The sequence below is a fragment of the Nitrospirota bacterium genome (genome assembly GCA_040752355.1).
GTDB lineage: Bacteria > Nitrospirota > Thermodesulfovibrionia > Thermodesulfovibrionales > Dissulfurispiraceae > JBFMCP01.
The window spans coordinates 1-15,022 of sequence record JBFMHE010000023.1 but is presented as its reverse complement, the minus strand read 5'-3'; the positions used below and the strand labels follow the sequence as shown (position 1 = coordinate 15,022).

Annotated in this window: 19 protein-coding genes and 1 pseudogene; 4 read left to right on the top strand and 16 right to left on the bottom strand. The window is 58.1% G+C overall.

The window, feature by feature from the left end:
• Positions 1-17: 17 nt before the first annotated feature.
• The 3 genes from AB1805_14580 (at position 18) to pth2 (ending at position 1,843) form a co-directional block, all read left to right on the top strand.
• A complete protein-coding gene (locus tag AB1805_14580; GenBank protein ID MEW5746652.1) occupies positions 18-482 on the top strand; it encodes a transcriptional repressor in 465 nt (154 codons plus the stop codon).
• Positions 483-967: 485 nt separating this feature from the next.
• The gene (locus tag AB1805_14575) at positions 968-1,384 is read left to right on the top strand and encodes a FeoA family protein (protein ID MEW5746651.1); all 417 of its coding nucleotides are present in this window, start codon (positions 968-970) and stop codon (positions 1,382-1,384) included.
• 117 nt (positions 1,385-1,501) lie between these two features.
• Positions 1,502-1,843 (top strand): peptidyl-tRNA hydrolase Pth2, encoded by a 342-nt coding sequence (pth2, locus tag AB1805_14570; GenBank protein ID MEW5746650.1) that lies wholly within the window; start codon positions 1,502-1,504, stop codon positions 1,841-1,843.
• On the opposite strand, the gene AB1805_14565 is transcribed toward pth2, so the two are convergent.
• The 8 genes from AB1805_14565 to AB1805_14530 form a co-directional block, all read right to left on the bottom strand.
• On the bottom strand, positions 1,826-1,990 hold the full coding sequence (locus tag AB1805_14565) for a FeoB-associated Cys-rich membrane protein (GenBank protein ID MEW5746649.1): 165 nt from the start codon (positions 1,988-1,990) through the stop codon (positions 1,826-1,828). The genes pth2 and AB1805_14565 overlap by 18 nt on opposite strands.
• Before the next feature lie 19 nt (positions 1,991-2,009).
• The gene (feoB, locus tag AB1805_14560) at positions 2,010-4,241 is read right to left on the bottom strand and encodes a ferrous iron transport protein B (GenBank protein MEW5746648.1); all 2,232 of its coding nucleotides are present in this window, start codon (positions 4,239-4,241) and stop codon (positions 2,010-2,012) included.
• Positions 4,238-4,465, bottom strand: coding sequence for a FeoA family protein (locus AB1805_14555; protein MEW5746647.1), 228 nt, complete (start codon positions 4,463-4,465; stop codon positions 4,238-4,240). Before AB1805_14555 ends, feoB begins: the two co-directional genes overlap by 4 nt.
• A gap of 81 nt (positions 4,466-4,546) precedes the next feature.
• Positions 4,547-4,828, bottom strand: a complete 282-nt coding sequence (locus AB1805_14550; protein ID MEW5746646.1) for a FeoA family protein — start codon at positions 4,826-4,828, stop codon at positions 4,547-4,549.
• Between the two features lie 17 nt (positions 4,829-4,845).
• Complete coding sequence (locus AB1805_14545; protein ID MEW5746645.1) at positions 4,846-5,724, bottom strand: transporter; 879 nt, start codon at positions 5,722-5,724, stop codon at positions 4,846-4,848.
• Positions 5,696-5,977 carry a hypothetical protein gene (locus AB1805_14540; protein ID MEW5746644.1) on the bottom strand — a complete coding sequence of 94 codons (282 nt, stop codon included), beginning with the start codon at positions 5,975-5,977 and terminating at the stop codon, positions 5,696-5,698. The genes AB1805_14545 and AB1805_14540 overlap by 29 nt, the downstream gene beginning before the upstream one ends.
• A gap of 2 nt (positions 5,978-5,979) precedes the next feature.
• A complete protein-coding gene (locus AB1805_14535; protein ID MEW5746643.1) occupies positions 5,980-6,276 on the bottom strand; it encodes a DUF2325 domain-containing protein in 297 nt (98 codons plus the stop codon).
• Positions 6,277-6,365: 89 nt separating this feature from the next.
• The gene (locus AB1805_14530) at positions 6,366-6,824 is read right to left on the bottom strand and encodes a cytochrome C (protein ID MEW5746642.1); all 459 of its coding nucleotides are present in this window, start codon (positions 6,822-6,824) and stop codon (positions 6,366-6,368) included.
• Between the two features lie 139 nt (positions 6,825-6,963).
• Here AB1805_14530 and AB1805_14525 point away from each other — a divergent pair, with 139 nt between their 5' ends.
• Entirely contained in the window at positions 6,964-7,980 is a 1,017-nt protein-coding gene (locus AB1805_14525; GenBank protein ID MEW5746641.1) for an alcohol dehydrogenase catalytic domain-containing protein, read from the top strand.
• A 51-nt stretch (positions 7,981-8,031) separates the two neighbouring features.
• Here the strand turns inward: AB1805_14525 and AB1805_14520 are convergent, their stop codons facing one another.
• The 8 genes and pseudogenes from AB1805_14520 to AB1805_14485 all read right to left on the bottom strand — a co-directional run bounded on the left by AB1805_14520 (position 8,032) and on the right by AB1805_14485 (position 14,861).
• Positions 8,032-8,538 carry a hypothetical protein gene (locus AB1805_14520; protein MEW5746640.1) on the bottom strand — a complete coding sequence of 169 codons (507 nt, stop codon included), beginning with the start codon at positions 8,536-8,538 and terminating at the stop codon, positions 8,032-8,034.
• Positions 8,539-8,816: 278 nt separating this feature from the next.
• A pseudogene (locus AB1805_14515) lies at positions 8,817-9,032 on the bottom strand (type II toxin-antitoxin system Phd/YefM family antitoxin).
• A gap of 280 nt (positions 9,033-9,312) precedes the next feature.
• On the bottom strand, positions 9,313-9,588 hold the full coding sequence (locus AB1805_14510; protein MEW5746639.1) for an acylphosphatase: 276 nt from the start codon (positions 9,586-9,588) through the stop codon (positions 9,313-9,315).
• 153 nt (positions 9,589-9,741) lie between these two features.
• Complete coding sequence (locus AB1805_14505) at positions 9,742-10,440, bottom strand: ABC transporter ATP-binding protein (protein ID MEW5746638.1); 699 nt, start codon at positions 10,438-10,440, stop codon at positions 9,742-9,744.
• Between the two features lie 80 nt (positions 10,441-10,520).
• Entirely contained in the window at positions 10,521-11,285 is a 765-nt protein-coding gene (locus AB1805_14500; protein ID MEW5746637.1) for an ABC transporter ATP-binding protein, read from the bottom strand.
• 25 nt (positions 11,286-11,310) lie between these two features.
• On the bottom strand, positions 11,311-12,426 hold the full coding sequence (locus AB1805_14495) for a branched-chain amino acid ABC transporter permease (protein MEW5746636.1): 1,116 nt from the start codon (positions 12,424-12,426) through the stop codon (positions 11,311-11,313).
• Positions 12,423-13,322, bottom strand: a complete 900-nt coding sequence (locus tag AB1805_14490) for a branched-chain amino acid ABC transporter permease (protein ID MEW5746635.1) — start codon at positions 13,320-13,322, stop codon at positions 12,423-12,425. The genes AB1805_14495 and AB1805_14490 overlap by 4 nt, the downstream gene beginning before the upstream one ends.
• A gap of 69 nt (positions 13,323-13,391) precedes the next feature.
• Positions 13,392-14,861, bottom strand: coding sequence for a M48 family metalloprotease (locus AB1805_14485; GenBank protein ID MEW5746634.1), 1,470 nt, complete (start codon positions 14,859-14,861; stop codon positions 13,392-13,394).
• Positions 14,862-15,022 lie beyond the last annotated feature (161 nt).

Here is a 15,022-nt window from a genome sequence, read left to right as displayed (position 1 = left end):
CCGGGGGAGGTGATTGCATGCCAAAGGAGAAGTTCAGAGAGTTCCTCTGCACCAAGGGGCTCAAAGCCACCAAGGGGCGTGACGAGATCATCGACGAGATCATGAGCATCAAGGGCCACTTCGACCCCGAGGAGCTCTTCGTCAGGCTCAAGACGAAAGGCTCGAAGGTGTCCCGCGCCTCGGTGTACCGGACAATCCCCCTCCTCATCGAGTGCGGCTTCATCGAGGAGGTCGAGCGGATCGACAAGCATGCGCACTACGAGCGCGTGTCGGAGGAGGCCCATCACGACCATATGATCTGCATCAAGTGCGGCAAGGTCATCGAGTTCTTTTCCCCTACCCTCGAGATGCTGCAGGACGAGCTCTGCCAGAAGGAGAAGTTCAAGAAGGTGAGGCATAGCCTCGAAATCTTCGGGTACTGCAGCACCTGCGGCGGCGACACGGGCAAGACCGCTTCGCATCACAACATTAAATCGCATTAATAATTGCTGGTAGCAGGAAGCGCCAGCTCTCCTGCCATTGACAAACAGCAACCTGCCTCTTAGAATACAGTATGTTATTACCCGAACGGTTCTCGAGACAGCTCTCCCTCCTCTGTGCGATACTTCTGCTCCTCACTGCTGCCGCCGTCTCTTTCGACAACCATGAGGGCAGAACAGTTCAGAGGAATTGCCCTCTCTGCAAAGTGTCGTCCCACCTCGCCAGCGCCATAGCAGCGGACAGCACTATCCTCCTCAACTGCCATGAAATAAGGACCATCGTCTTTCAGCCGTACACGTCTTCCTTTTTATCCGTATCAAAATCCCCTTCCAACAATAAGGCACCTCCAGCGTAGTATCATCTCGTCCAGGCGCATCGCGCAGTGTCGCGGCATGCATGAATCGTTCGAGAAGGAAACTGCCTGAACATGACAGCCGCTATCGGTGAGGGGTCATCCCCCGGTACGGACGTTTGAAGAGAGGGTGCAATGAGAAAAGCAGCAGAAAATCCCACCATAATTGACTCTTTCGGCCTCGATGCCGGCATAAAGAGAGGATCAGGCGACCCCGCGGTCGGCTATCCGGGCCTCAAAGGGGACGATGGCGCCCTTCCGGCAGGAGAGCAGGCTGGAGGCATGCCCCTCGGCCTTTTACAGCCGGGAGCGCGGGCAGAGATACGGCAGCTGCCCGGCGGAGCAGTGCTCAAGCCGTGCACGAGTGGCAGCAGTGCACCGGAACCGGACAGTCTTGTCTGCAGGATGGAGGGATTGGGCCTCCGTGCCGGCACGATCGTCGAGATGCTGAGCAACGACGGCAAAGGGGCTCTGGTGGTAAAGGTGGATGGCGCCCGGCTGGCTATCAGCCGTACCCTGGCGATGAGGCTCATGGTGATCAGGAGAGCGTAACCGGTCCTGAGCCCGCCGCGCGGTGAATTCCTCTCTCTCCCGATACCCTGCTGAAGACGAGGGCCGCGGGACCCCTGAAATTGCTTTTGTGTCCCGGCTATGCTATATTCCGCAGCAATGAAACAGGTTATCGTCGTCAACGAATCACTCAAGCTGCCCCGGGGCAAACTGGCGGCCCAGGCAGCTCATGCCGCTGTCGCCGCTTTTCTCAGCGCAGACGAAGACGCCCGGCGGGCGTGGCTCGCGAGCGGGATGCCCAAGGTCGTCCTGAGGGCCGAGAGCGATGAAGAGCTCAAACGCCTCGATGAGGCGGCCAGGCAGCGCGGCATCCCTGCCTCCCTGATTGCCGATGCAGGCAGGACGGTCGTGCCTGCAGGAACCATCACCTGCTTGGGACTCGGACCTGCCGAAGCAGCATCCCTCGACGAGTTGACGGGAGAGTTAAAGCTCCTGAGATGAGCGCGGCTGCTCCTCTCCTCTTTTCTTATTGCATATCCCTGAATCGCATCCCTGGCAGTGCCCCTTCTTTTTCCAGACCGAGCGGTAGAGGAGATATACCGCGCCTGCCAGGATCACCGCCATCCATACCGCATCGGTAAGGTTCATGATGCCCTCCTCATTCTGATTACTCGAGCCCCAACAGCCTTCCGCCCTGGTAGATCACAAACGCGGCACCCCACGCCAGCACTGTCTGGTACGCAAAGGCGATGCCGAACCACTTCCAGGTGCCGAACTCCTGCCGCATGGCTATGGCGACAATGACGCAGGGCATATAAAGAAGCACAAACGTCATGAACGCATAGGCGGAGAGCGGACTGAACGCGCCTTGAACAACCGATCGCAGCGGCCTCTGCTCTTCATCCTCCTCCGCGGATATGCTCGCTATGCCGAAGGTCGAGATCACGTTGGCCGCCGAGTCCCTGACCGCCCCCGCAAAAGAGGTCCCGATCTCCTTGAGGTCATCCGTCAGCGTAGGGATTTCCGTCCTCTCTTCATCCCCACTTGTGACAGCGTAGATCTCTCCCATGGTGCCGACCACGATCTCTTTTGCGATGATCCCGGTGATCAATGAGGACGCCGCCTCCCAATTGCCGAACCCGAGAGGGCTCAGCGCAGGAGCGATCACCTGTCCGGCCTTGCCGAGGTAGGAGTCTTTCTTGTGCTCCACGCCCCACGGCAGATTGAGGAGAAACCATACGAAGATCGAGACCGCGAGGATATACGTGCCGGCCTTTATCAGAAAATGCTTTCCCTTTTCCCAGGTGTGGATCATGAGGCTCCTGAAGGAGGGCATACGGTACGGCGGGAGCTCCATGATGAACATCGGCGACTCCCCTTTGAAGAGCGTCCTTTTGAAGATACTTCCCATAACCACGGCAAGTACAATGCCCAGTACGTACAGCGACCAGAGCACCGTTCCCGCATTGGCCGAGAAGAACACGCCGACAAAGAGCACATATACCGGAAGGCGCGCGCCGCAGGACATGAGGGGGATGAGCAGTGCGGTGAGCGCCTTGTCCCGCGGATTCTCGAGGGTCCTCGTTGCATAGATGGCAGGCACGTTGCAGCCGAAACCGAGCAGCATCGGGATGAACGACTTGCCGTGCAGCCCGATGGCGTGCATCGCCCGGTCCATGACAAAGGCAGCCCGCGCCATGTAGCCGCTGCCCTCAAGAAACGTAATGAAAAACATCATGGCGAAGATGACCGGCACGAAGACAAGGACAAACCCCACTCCGGCAATAATGCCGTCCGTTGCCAGTGATGCCGTCCATGCAGGGGCGTTCAATGCGCCCAGGAGCGCCTCTGCCCATCGCTTGAACGGCCCTGCGGTCATGGCGTCGATCCAGTCGACGAAGGGGGTCGATACGTCAAAGGTAAGCTTGAATACCAGCCACATGGCAGCGAGGAAGAGGGGGATGCCGAGGAACCTGTTGAGGACTACCCTGTCGATCTTCTCGGTAAGCTCCATCTTCCGTATGTCGGGCCTCTTCATGACCTCGCGGGTCAGGCCTGCTGCCTGTGCGTACCGCATGTCCGCCATAAGGGACTCGATATCATCGCCGTGGGCCTCCTTGAGATGCCTCACCGCCTCGCCGATGAAGCCGCTGCTGCCGGTATTGATCTCTTTGCGAACATGGCTGTCCCCTTCCATCAGCTTCAGCGCAAGCCAGCGTGCGGGATACCGCTCGATGAGAGCGGGATGGATGCGGTTCATCTGCTCTTCCACTCCCCTGGCCGCAGCCTCTATGTCATCGCCGTAGTTGAGGCGCTTCGGCCGGTGCTGCTGCGGCTTTTCAGCGCTCTCGATCGCGGTCCTCATCACATCGCTCAGACCCCTCTTCTTCGTCGCCACCGTGGGGATGACGGCAACGCCCAGCAGTGCTTCCATCGCCCGCACATCGATCGTATACCCTTTCTGCTCGGCCTCGTCGTAAATATTGAGGGCGAGGACAACGGGAATGCCGAGCTCCAGGAGCTGGACCGTCAGGTAGAGATTCCTCTCGAGGTTCGTCGCATCGACCACGTTGATGATCGCATCGGGCGTCTCATGCACGAGATAATCGCGGGCGATGATCTCCTCCTGCGTGTAGGGGCTGAGGCTGTAGGTGCCGGGGAGGTCGACCAGTTTGATCTTCGTGCCCTCATAGTCGAACAGCGCCTCTTTCTTCTCGACGGTCACGCCCGGCCAGTTGCCCACATGGAGCCGCGTGCCGGCGATGGCATTGATGAGCGTCGATTTGCCGGAGTTCGGGTTGCCGGCGACCGCAACGGTAATGGTCTTTTGGCTTTGAGCTTTAAGCCGCGGTCTTTCGCTCCCGGTCCCTGTCTCCTTGCTGCGAACGGCTGTGCTCATCCTGCCACCTCCACCGCAATTCCCTCAGCCTCTTTCTTCCTGAGCGAGAGGTTATAATTTTTAATAGTCACCTCGATGGGATCTCCCAGCGGAGCGACCTTCTCGACCCTGACCTCCTCGCCGACGAGCACGCCCATGTCCATGAGCCTCCTCTTCAACGGGCCGGTGACGCCGATATGCGTAATGCGCCCTCTCTCTCCGGGCTTCAACTTCGCCAGATTCATAATACCCTCCCTTTGCAGTCATCGGCTCTCAGCTCTCGGATAGCAGCCATTTTACAAGATGATTTTGCCGACTGCTGAAAGCTAACTGCTGAACGCTAATCTTCTTACCATTACTTTCATCGCCATGCCGCGGCCGATGGCCAGCCGGGTCTCGTCGACCTTTACCAGCAAGGCTCCTTGTCCGCCGTTGCTCAGCATCTCGATGACCTTGCCGGCACGGAGCCCCATATCCTCTATCCTGCAGGTCTGGCTGCACGACCCGGACTTGCTCTCCGCAGCACAGCACTGGCCCGCCTGGTGCTGACCGCGCACTTCCACCACCTCCGCCGTCTCCCCGGCGCTCAAAAGACCGAGAGGCATCATATCCGCTCCTCCTTTTTTTAGAACCGCCACGCTAGACCGGTAAGGACGGCGTAATCGGTTTCGGCCCTGGTGAGGCCTCCCTTGATGCCGGCATTAACCGAAAAAGCATCGGTGACCTCATAGTTAAAGCCGCCGAGAATGAAGGCAGGCGGACTGCCCGACGCGGGATCGGTATTCGTCTGCACTCCCACGTTGCCGATGAACGTGAGCTTTTTAATGAGCTCCACCTCTCCCGAAAGGGAGGCGTACCAGATATCTTTTCTCTCGTCGACCTTGTTCTCGTTTCTCGTGTAGGCAAGATTCAGATGAAATAAGAGGGGCTGGACCTCTTTCGTCGTAATGAAGAAGATGCCATATGCTGCTCTTCCGGCTCCGAGTCCCTTTTCATCATCACCGGTGGGGAGCGAAATACCCGGCTTCAGGGCAAAGCTCAGTCCGTCTTTTTCATAAAATCTCCACTTTAGCTCCAGCCCTACATCGGAAATGCCCTCTTCTTTCTGTATGGTGACCCCGTCCTCCTTGACCTTGTTCCAGGCATAGGGCAACGCAACAATGAAATCTATGTTCTCCGCAAGCCCATAAGAAAATATCGACTCGAACTCTATCCCCGACTCTTTTGTGGTAACGCCATCAGCGCTTTCCTCGTCAAAAGAAAACTCGCTGTTAACCTCAACAAGCAGATGGCCTTTTCCTTGCGTGCCTGTATCATTGGTAATTAAGATATCCTTAGCCGTCGCGACGTTACTCATAATGAGCAGCAGCGCAGCGATTAATAATCCCTTCTTAAGCATTCCCTTTCCTCCTATTGCTATCTGAATAGAATTGAAACAATTCCTTGTCCTCCTCGCTACACGATCATTCCATGTTTCAATTCTTGAAAAGGTATTCAATTTCATTAATGCAACTCTCCGCGACGACCGGGATATGCCGTGCAAGCGCCTCATCAATAAGCCTGTGTATATGAGGCGAGAAATGAGCGTCCTCTCCCAACACCACCGCATCCACGAACGGGACCAGCGCAACGAGTGGAGTGCTCAGCTCATCGTTATTGCGCGCGTTGAAAAAATGGATGTTTTTGATGCCGATCTTCTCGAGTACCGGGGACATGGTTACAAGCTTCTCCACGCCGCTTAAAACAATCGCAGACATGATCACACCTCCTGCTTCGGATTTTTCAGACAAGCGAGGCAGTCACGCAGGGTGCAGACCCCGCATGAGTGATACAGGAAAACGGGGATACTCTTTGCTCGCGCGACACTCATCACCTCTCTTTTTACCCTGTGTGAGACTTTATTGGTAAAAATCACCAATGCATCCATATGCCTGACCTTGGCAGTGATATCGTTCTCGGATGTGGTAAACACTTTAAGGTCTACGCCGAAGCTCTCTGCCTCGCTTCTGTAATGCCGCTCAAGCCTGTCCATGCCGCCGATCAGCGCGATACACATGCCACCCTCCTTTTGCTATTGAGACTGCTTCTCATCAGTAGGCCAAAAAAAGAGGGACGAGACAGTGCCCCGCCCCTCTCCCCGGAAGATCAGTACGTTACTTTGATCCCGTTCATATCCTCTTTGGTGATATCCTTCCACCGCTTCAATGTCCAGTTGCCGACCCACTCCTTGAAGAGCTTCAGGTTCTGCTGCCGCTCTTCCTCGGTTGCGCCGAGATACTGGTACATGTTGCCTTGCTTGCCTTCCTTGGAGCCTTTCCCGTCATCAAGCCTGCGCATGAGGGCACCGGTGTCGGGCCAGGCGGTGTAAAAAATCAGGTGGCTGTAGGTGTCCATCCGCATCCCCTGCCCCTTGGCGAGCCACTTGTCCTTCTCTTCCTTGAAGGCGTAGTATTCGGGAGCGGCCTCCTTGCCGTGGCAGCCGGCGCACTTGGCATCGACGACCGGCTTGATATGTTTCCGGTAGGTCACCTCTTCGGACCATGCGGCAGAGACCAGTGAAAAGAAGAAGAGACTGCTCATTACGGCGAGAAACGTTTTGCTCATCGAATCCTCCTTATTTTTGAGACTGTGTCTCATTCTAAAGGTTCTTACCTTTCGGTGTCAAGAAAAAAATTCGGAGAGCGGTGTAAAAGGGGCGGAGCACATTGCACTGTCGCAGGGAATTCCACTATACTTCAGCTATATGCGCGCAAGCTATCTGGTAAAGCCGGGCTCTCTCGAACTGCGGGAGGTCCCTGTCCCCGAGCCGGGGAAGGAAGAGGTTCTCATCAAGGTCAGGGCCGCCCTCACCTGCGGCACCGATCTGAAGGCCTATCTGAGAGGCCACCCGATGATCCCCATGCCCGGTGTCTGCGGGCACGAGTTTTCAGGAGTCGTCGCAAAGACAGGCGAGGGCGTAACGGAATTCAAGTCCGGCGACGAGATCATGGCGGTCCATAGCGCGCCCTGTCTCGCCTGCCGGTACTGCCGGAAGGAGCTCTTCAATCTCTGCGAAAATATCATGACCTCGAAGGTCATGGGCGCCTTCGCCGAGTATATACTCCTCCCCTCTCACATCGCACAACAGAATCTCTTCCACAAGCCGCCTCACCTCAGCTTCGAGGAGGCGGCATTCCTCGAACCGCTCTCCTGCGTGGTCCACGGCATGCAGGGAGTCGAGATCAGAAGAGGCGACACCGTGCTGGTCATCGGCACCGGCCCGATCGGCCTCCTGCACCTGCTCCTGCTGAAGCAGAAGGGGGCGACGGTCGTCATCACCGGCCTCGAACAGGAGCGGCTCGACCTCGCAAAGCAGCTGCGCGCCGACGCCGCCATCCTCCCCTCCGGGCTCAAGAGTTTTATCCCGGAGTACACCAACGGCCTCGGCGTCGATACGGTGTTCGAGTGCACCGGCCAGATCGATGTCTGGGAGTCCTCCGTCGATTACGTACGCCGCGGGGGCACGGTCGTCCTCTTCGGCGGCGTGAAACAGGGCACGGTAGCAACCTACGACACCTACCGGCTGCACTACGACGAGTTGACGCTGAAAGGGGTCTTTCACTTCACCCCGCGGGATGTGAAGAAAGCGTATGAGTTGCTGACCGGAGGGACGATCCGTGTTGCGCCGCTCATCAGCGGCAGCTATCCCCTGGAGGGGCTTCCTGCAGCGCTCGAGAAGCTGTCGAAGGGCCAGGGAATAAAATACGCGATTATTCCCTAACTGGCCGCAGCCGGCCGCAGTGGGGCGCACCACTACACAGCGCGCGCCCGCTCAAGGAGCGGTCTTCTTTCCTACGAATCTCAGGTCATGCTTCCCTTGATATTTGTCGCACAGGGACTCGATGAATGCCTGCAGCTCTTTCGGCTCGAGCAGCGTATCGGGCATCGGGTCGTCGAGCATGCAGGCCTTGCCGATCTTCTTCAGGAGGTTGATGACGCCATAAGCAAGGATCTCCTCGGGAAACGAATCCGGCGCGTTCTCGATCAGCAGCCGCTCCGAATACCATCCGCCCGCCCCGGGAGCGAACTCCGCGCAATTTCCCTTGAGCGGCGTTATCGTCACTCCCCTCTCGCGCGCCATGTCCCTGATCCCGAGATTGACCAGCTGGAGCCCCCGGAGAGTCGAATTCGATGCCAGCCCGTGCCGCCCCTTGGTGAGGGGAAGGAAACGGAACATATCGGCCCCGGAGCAGTAGATATACGCCCCCTTCCCCCGGCTTTCATCGGGCTCTATCACAAAGTACAGAAAATCGTTTATATAGTTGTACGAAGCGCCCACAGGAGCCCCCTTTCGTTCTAATGGTTACTTCATTATACAATCTTTATCGGCCCTCTGGCTCTTCGTGTTGTGGAGCATACGCTCACAGGGAGCAGGGCGCACCCCGCGTGCAATGTTATTTCGAGACTTAATCTACGGGTACTATCTGCTTGCCATGCCTGATCGTGAGGATAGAAACCTGCCTCTTCTCGATCCGGTAAATAATCGGTAATTGCCGTAAAACAACTCTCTGAAATGGTGATGATTGATCTCCGGCGCCAGGCGGCCGCTCCCCCTTCCAACTGGCTGATCGAAGTCTGTATGTCCTGCAGGAGCTCTATCTTCTCCTGCATGGCCTCGTACTCCCGCACATCGAGCAAGACAACGACACCTTTGCCGTGCTGCGTGATAACCAGAGGCCTTTTGGTCCCATGGACCTTCTTGAGAAAAGAGGCGATTCCTGTCCTGACCTCCGACATCGGCCTGATATCCTCATCAACTTTCACTCGTGGCATAGGGCACCTCATGCAATACTATTACGTACATAAAATTCATAGCACATGCAAGGACATGTTTTTCTGGAGAGATAGTGCGGTGAGCTCATGGAGAGAGAATGGCCCACGGATACTTTCCGGGCTTTCGAATTCGTTTATTCGGCCTGTCTCCATGAGAATAGGGGAGGTGTCCCGAATAGCCCTTGCCACAACGGGGGCAAACTTTCACCACTCAAGGATCACCGCATCTGACCTAAGCCTACAAGAAATTCAGGAGACTATCAATAAGGATGGAGCACGCCTAATGCCGGATCTCGAAGTCCCCGAATCCCTCGAGGCGGTCTTCCCAGGTGACATCGACATCGTCGACGCGCGACGCCGGAGGTCCCTGCTTGCACCTCACGATAGCCTTTTCGATCGTGTCCCGATCCCCCTCGAACACCGCCTCGACCCGGCGGTCGGGGAGATTCCTCACCCAGCCGGCCAGCTTCAGCTCCTCGGCCACTTCGAGAGTAAACCACCGGTAGTTCACCCCCTGCACTCTTCCTGAAATATAGACATGGGCCCGCGCTTTCATGAGACCTCCTTGAGCAAGCAATCAGCTATCAGCCTTCAGCAATCGGCAAAAAAAGAGCAGCACGTCCGCCTTTATAAATTATATGCTGCTTTTAAGTTTTTTTGAGCTGATAGCTGAAGGCTGATTGCTGACAGCTGATTGCCGGGAAGTGCGCTATTCCCCGAGATATGCCTTCCTCACCGCCTCGCTGTGCAGGAGGTCTGAACCGCTCCCCTGCAACGTGATACGGCCGCTTTCGAGCACGTAGCCGCGGTGCGACAGCGTAAGCGCCGCCTTCGCGTTCTGCTCTACGAGGAGGATGGTGACGCCCTCCCTGTTGATCTCTTTTATGGTCTTGAATATCTTGCTCACCATGATAGGCGCGAGGCCGAGTGAGGGCTCGTCGAGCAGGAGGAGCTTCGGGCTCGCCATGAGCGCCCTTCCCACCGCAAGCATCTGCTGCTCTCCGCCGCTCAGGGTCCCTCCCAACTGATCCTGGCGGTCCTTGAGGATGGGAAAGAGCGTGACCACCCTTTCGAGATTCCTCTTGAAATCACGCACCCTGAGGAATGCTCCCATCTCGAGGTTCTCGCGCACCGTAAGGCGGGGGAATATCCTCCTGCCCTCAGGCACCTGGGAGATGCCCCGCTCCACGACCTCATCCGGGGTCAGGCGGACGATATCCTCTCCTTCCAGGACGATCATCCCTGCATCCGGCCTGACGATACCCGAGATTGTCATGAGCGTCGTGGTTTTGCCGGCGCCGTTGCTGCCGATGAGACAAACGATCTCGCCTGCCCGCACCTCGATCGAGATGTCCTCGATGGCCTTTATCGGGCCGTATGAAGCGTGTATAGAATTGAGCGTCAACATAGTCCGTATCAGATCCGGAATCCGAACTCCGAAACAAGCTCCCGTTTGGAAATTCGAATTCAGTGCTTAGAATTCGTATTTCAATGTGTTTCTTTCCCCAGGTATGCCTCGATGACGAGGGGATCGTTCCGCACCTCTTCGGGCGAGCCCTCGGCGATCTTGACGCCGTGGTCGAGCACCACGATCTTTTCCGAGATGCCCATAACCAGGCGCATATCATGTTCGATGAGCAGAACGGTCTTGCCCAGCTCCCTGATCTTCCTGATCAGCTCCATGATTTCCGTCGTCTCTATGGGGTTCATCCCGGCGGTAGGCTCATCGAGGAGGAGTATCTGCGGCTCCGTGGCGAGGGCCCGCGCAATCTCGAGCCTCCGCTGGCTGCCGTAGGGAAGATTGCCGGCGACCGTACCGGTAAAGGTCTCGAGGCCCACGAGCTCGAGGTACTCGAAGACCCGCTCTTTCATGGACTGCTCCTTCTGCTGAAAGCCCTTACCCCGCGCAACAGCGCTCAGCAGGCCGTACCGCATGCGCGCGTGCTGGGCTACCATCACGTTCTCCATCACCGTCATATCCGTGAAGAGCCTGATATTCTGGAAGGTGCGCGCAATGCCCGATTCCGCAATCGCATGGGCCGGGAGTCTCGATATCTCTTTATCAGCGAAGTGGATGGTTCCCTTGCTCGGCCTGGTTATCCCGGTAAGGCAGTTGAACAGGGTGGTCTTGCCGGCGCCGTTGGGACCGATAATGCTGATGATGGCGCCGCTCTCCACCTTGAAGCTCACCTCTTCGATAGCGCGTACGCCGCCGAAGTGTTTCGTTATGTCGCGCAGTTCCAGTATGAACATGGTTCATTATGACGGGCATCGTTTTTCATCTGGTTACCCCTGTCTTTCCCATCAATCCCTGGGGCCTGAAGATCATGAGCAGGACCAGGCCGATGCCGAGGAGAAGCATCCGGTAGACCTGGACCTCGCGCAGCACTTCGGGCAGCACTACCAGCAGAAAGGCGCCGAGCACGGCGCCGTGAATAGTGCCGATGCCTCCCAGGATGATCATGCTCAGCACCATGATCGACTCCATGAAGGTGAAGCTCTCGGGGGAGATGAAGCGCATCTTTGCCGAGAAGAGGGTGCCGGCTATCCCGGCCCAGAAGGTGCCGAAGGCAAAGGCATAGAGCTTGTAGCGTGTCGTATTGATGCCCATCGAGGCTGCGGCGATCTCGTTTTCGCGTATGGCGACCCAGGCCCTCCCTATACGGGAGCGTTCGACCCTTCCGATCACGACGATGCCCAGGAAAACGAAAAGCAGCACCACGTAGTAATACGCGTTCAGCGTACCGAGTGAAAACCCGGCGAGCGAAGGCGGGGCTATGCCCCCTATACCGTTCGGTCCGTTGGTCAGGCTGTCCCAGTTATTGAGAACGAGGCGGAGGATCTCCCCGAACCCGAGCGTCACGATGGCGAGGTAGTCTCCCCGCAGGCGCAGCGCAGGCACCGCGACCAGCAGCCCGGCAAGAGCCGCTGCAGCGGCAGCAAGCGGCAGCGAGGGCCAGAACCCGAGCCCCATCTTGGTGTTGAGCAGGGCATAGGTATACGCGCCGATGGCGTAAAAGGCGGCAAACCCGAGATTGAGCAGGCCGGTGAAGCCGACGATGACATTGAGACCGAGCGCGAGCAGGATGTAGATACCCGCCACGATCAACACATCCAGGTAGTAGTCCTTCATCCCGAAGGGAACGGCAAGGCTCGCGACCACCGCGAGCGGAAGCGCTGCGGTACGGAGATAGGGAAGCCCCGCGGGACTGAACGGGAGGGAGGCCTTCACCGCTTCCGCTACACCGAGCTTCCGCGCGTTAAAGAAGAGAAAGAGCCCTGCTGCCACGCAGGCGAAGAGCGTCAGCGCCGCCGTTATACCGGCAAAAGGGAGCAGCAGCATTCCCGCCCAGAGGCCGATGACCAGCGGTCTGAGAAGGGAGGTGCGGCTCACACCTTTTCCTCGGTATGCCTGCCGAGAATGCCGGAAGGTTTGATGAGCAGGATGATGATGAGGATTATGAACGCATAGGCGTCCTTGTACTCGCTCGAGATATAGGCCGCCCCTATGCTCTCGACCAGGCCGAGGAGTATGCCGCCAAGCATTGCGCCCGGTATGCTCCCGATCCCTCCCAGCACGGCTGCGGTAAAGGCCTTGATGCCGGCGACATAACCGATGAAGTGGTTCACCAGCCCGTAATAGGAAGCGACCATGACGCCCGCCACCGCGGCGAGCCCTGCGCCGATGACGAAGGTGAGGGAGATGACGCTGTCCACATTGATCCCCACCAGCGCCGCCATGGTCTTGTCCTGCGCCGTGGCCCTCATCGCCTTTCCCCTGCGGGTCTTCTGGAAGAAGTGGAGCGAGAGCATGATCAGGGCGGAAGCCGCGATGATCACCACCTGCAGGACGGTCGCCTCCGCGTTCAGTATCTGCACGCGCTGCTCGCCGAACCGGTACGGGAAGACTTTGTCGGTCGCCCCCTGCGTGAGCATCACGTAATTCTGGAGGAAGATCGAGACCCCGATCGCGCTGATGAGCGGGCTCAGCCGCGGCGCGCTCCGCAACGGCTTGTAGGCGACCTTTTCCATGGTGAAGCCGTAGGCGGCGCAGAAGGCTGCCGCAAGGATAACAGTCAGAAGGAGAGCAAGGGGGAGGTTCGCGGTCGTCAACCCCAGGGCGGTAAAAATTCCCAGGAAAATGATGCCGAAATAGGCGCCGAGCATGTAGATCTCGCCATGGGCGAAGTTGATAAGCTCGAGAATGCCGTATACCATGGTATAGCCGAGGGCGATGACGGCATAGACGCCGCCTACGGTGAGCCCGTTGATCAACTGCTGGAGCAGCATAGCAGGAAATTGTAGCAAAAACGGCGGTATGTTGTCATGCAGACCGCGAGGAGAGTCCGGGCGTGAGCGTCACGGGACCAGCTGCCGCCGGTTCCGGCCCTCGATAACAGCCCGCAGGACCGGGGCGCGGGCAGCAGCATGTTTTCCCATCTCGTTATCCGGGGCGACCTTGAGCTGCAGAAGATATTCGTTGTAGGCAGCGGGGATGTCGTTGAGATATTCATAGGAGATGCCAAGGACGCCGTGGACTTCCGGATGCCTGGGCTGCGCTCCGGCAAAAGGCTTCAGGTGCTCGACCGTTGAGCGGTAGGCAGCGGTCCTGTAGTAACTCATCCCGAGGAGGTAATGAGCAGCCGCATCCTGGGGAAAGAGCGAAAGCCCCTTTTTCAGGTGCTGGATGCTCGCGTGATAGTCGCCGCGGTAGTAGCGCGAGGCGCCCAGTCCGCGATAGGCCGGAGCATAATTCCGGTCCAGGTCGAGGGCTGCCGTGAAGTGCCGCTCAGCCTCCGCATACTCCTTTTTCTTGAGCATGACGAAGCCCTTGAGCGCAGGAAAAGAAGGCTGGGTCTTGTTACGGGCGAGGGCCTTGTCGAGAAGGCCGTCTGCCTCATCGAGGTCACCTTTCCGGAAGGCGGGTACCGCTTTGTCGTAATAGTCGCGATACACCGTGTTGACCTGCTCCAGTCCGGCGGTCATCTCTTTGAACCTGCTCCCGAAAGCCCCGTTCCCCAGGAGCGGCGACGGGGGCGTCGTCCGGATGATATGCTCTATCTCGTCGATCCGCCTCGATGTCCTCGGGTGGGTCGAGAGGAGCTCTTCGAAGAAGGACCGCTCCTGCGCCTCTTTCCCGAGCGACTCGAGATACTGCCGGGATATCCTTTCGAGGCTGTGATGCGCGCTCAGGGCGTTGCGGGGATCGTACCCCAGCCTGGTCATGTAGAGCACGCCGAGGCGGTCTGCCTCGAGCTCGTGGTCCCTGCCGTATTTCAGGAGCACCAGGCTGCCGCCTGCAGCCCCCAATCCCATGGCGACATCGGAATAGCCGCTGCCGCTCAGGCCGATGCCGACGCCGGCAAGCCCGAGCTGCAGGAGCATCGACGAGGTCATCTGGCGCGCCGAATGCTTCGCTGCCACATGGCCTATCTCGTGGCCCATGATGAAGGCGAACTCCGCCTCGTTATCGAGGCCTGCAAGGAGTCCTCTCGTTATCACCACATACCCGGGTATCGCCCATGCATTGGGGGCTGAGCTGTTCTGGATCGCGAACTCGACCGGGAGGCCCGGCCGGTGCGATACGCCATGGATCCGGAGGACTATATCCTTCAGGTACGCCCGGAGCCGCTCGTCCCGGTACTCTCCCCCGCCACCCTCCGCTCCCCAGAGGGCGTTGGGATAGAGGTCCCTCCCGAGCGCGACCTCCTGCCCCTCCGAGACGAACATCAGCTCGCGCTGCCCGGTTACCGGGTTGACCGCACAGCCGACCATTGCCGCAAGAAGTGAAAGGACGAACAGCAAGGCGCTCAACTTAAAAAATGACATGGAATGAGCAGGGGGAAGGGGCGGGGCATGGTATGCTCGACTCAACTGTACCCCAAAGATCATACGATCTTCGGGGACCCCGTTCTCGGTCGATGCGACCTCCGAGGAGGCTCGCCATTTATCAGATAAGGGGGACATCCCTGTCCTCCTGCAAGCTCACC